This is a genomic window from Streptosporangium sp. NPDC001681 (assembly GCF_040298085.1).
Lineage (GTDB): Bacteria > Actinomycetota > Actinomycetes > Streptosporangiales > Streptosporangiaceae > Streptosporangium.
Genome location: NZ_JBEOZN010000313.1, coordinates 1 through 1,608, shown reverse-complemented (window position 1 = coordinate 1,608; position 1,608 = coordinate 1). Strand labels below are relative to the sequence as shown.

Annotated in this window: 1 protein-coding gene; it reads left to right on the top strand. The window is 68.8% G+C overall.

What is annotated here, in order from left to right; all coding sequences use genetic code 11:
- Window positions 1–119: 119 nt before the first annotated feature.
- The coding region (locus tag ABT130_RS47555) for a S1 family peptidase (RefSeq protein ID WP_350966495.1) at window positions 120–1,608 on the top strand (1,489 nt) is incomplete at its 3' end.

Here is a 1,608-nt window from a genome sequence, read left to right as displayed (position 1 = left end):
CGTCTGCCGCGTGGCGTGTGGCTTTTGGGGGTCTTGGAGGCAACGGCTGGATTAGGGTGGCGTTGCCCGTGGGGCGCTCTCCCCCTCTTGCTGTGAAAGCCGAGGTCGAGGAGGGATTCATGTCCCGCAGACATGTCGTCGCCACGGGCTGCGTGCTGGTGGTCACCGCGCTCACCCTGGCGGGCGTGCCGGCCGTCGCCGCCGGACCCCGGGCGCAGGACGTTCCGGTCACCGCGCCCGCCTGGAAACCGCCGTCGGGCATGCTGGAGGCGCTCCAACGCGACCTGGGCCTGACCAAGGAACAGGTGCGGGCACGTCTGGCCAATGAGATCCGTATGTCGGGGATCGAGGCAGACCTCCGCGAGGCGCTCGGCGAGCGTTTCGGCGGCTCGTGGCTGATGGGAACCATCTCGCAGACTCTCGTGGTGGCCACCACCAAGCCCGCCGACCTCCCCACCATCGTCGCGGCGGGCGCCAGAGCCGAACTCGTCAAACGGTCGCTGACCGAACTCGCCGGGCTCATCAGTGACCTTAACGTGGACCTGCCGGGACGTGGCGGAGGGGGCGATGTGCGCTTCGTCGACGCCAGGAACAACAGGATCGTCATCCTGTCGAAGAGCCCCCTGGCAACCGAGGATCTCGTGGAGGCAGTGGGGGCCGACTCGAGCGTGGTGAAGGTGGTGCCGTCCACCGAGCGGCCCCGGCTCCTCACTGACGTGCAGGGTGGTGACGCCTACTACATCGGCAGTTCGAATCGTTGCTCCGTCGGTTTCTCGGTGATGCGCGGGACCCAGGCGGGTTTCGTCAGTGCCGGTCACTGCGGTAAGACGGGTGATGCCACCACCGGTTTCGACCGGGTGCCCCAGGGGGTCTTCCGGGCGTCGTCCTTTCCCGAGAACGACTATGCCTGGGTCGCGGTGAACGCCGGCTGGACGCCCAGGCCGGTGGTGAGCAACGGCAGTGGCGGCATCGTGCCCGTCGCCGGTTCCAGGCCGGCCCTGGAGGGTGCCTCGATCTGCCGGTCCGGCTCCACCACCGATTGGCACTGCGGTCTCATCCGGCAGCTCAGTGCCAGCGTCACCTACCCCCAGGGCACCATCCACGGGCTGACCCGTACCAGTGTCTGCGCCGAGCCGGGTGACTCGGGTGGTTCGTTCATCTCGGTGGACCAGGCCCAGGGAGTCACCTCCGGCGGCTCCGGCAACTGCACCACGGGTGGCGTCACCTACTTCCAGCCGCTCAACGAGATCCTCACCGCCTACGACCTGACCCTGCTGACCGGCAGCGCAGCCACCCCGCCGGGCGCCGCCTCGCCCGCTCCGGCGGTCTGCACCGGCTACCCGAAGACCTATACCGGCACGCTGAACAACGGTCAGTCCGTCTCCCAGCCGAACCGGTACTACCGGGCCGCCGTCGCCGGTACGCACTCCGCCTGCCTGGACGGCGGTGACGGCGTCGACTTCGACCTCTACCTCCAAAGATGGCAACGGTCGAGCTGGACCACCGTCGCCAGCTCCGAGGGCGCGGGCCCCGACGAGCAGATCAGCTACACCGGCCCGCCCGGCTTCTACCGCTACCAGGTGGTCTCCGTGAGCGGCTCCAGCCCCT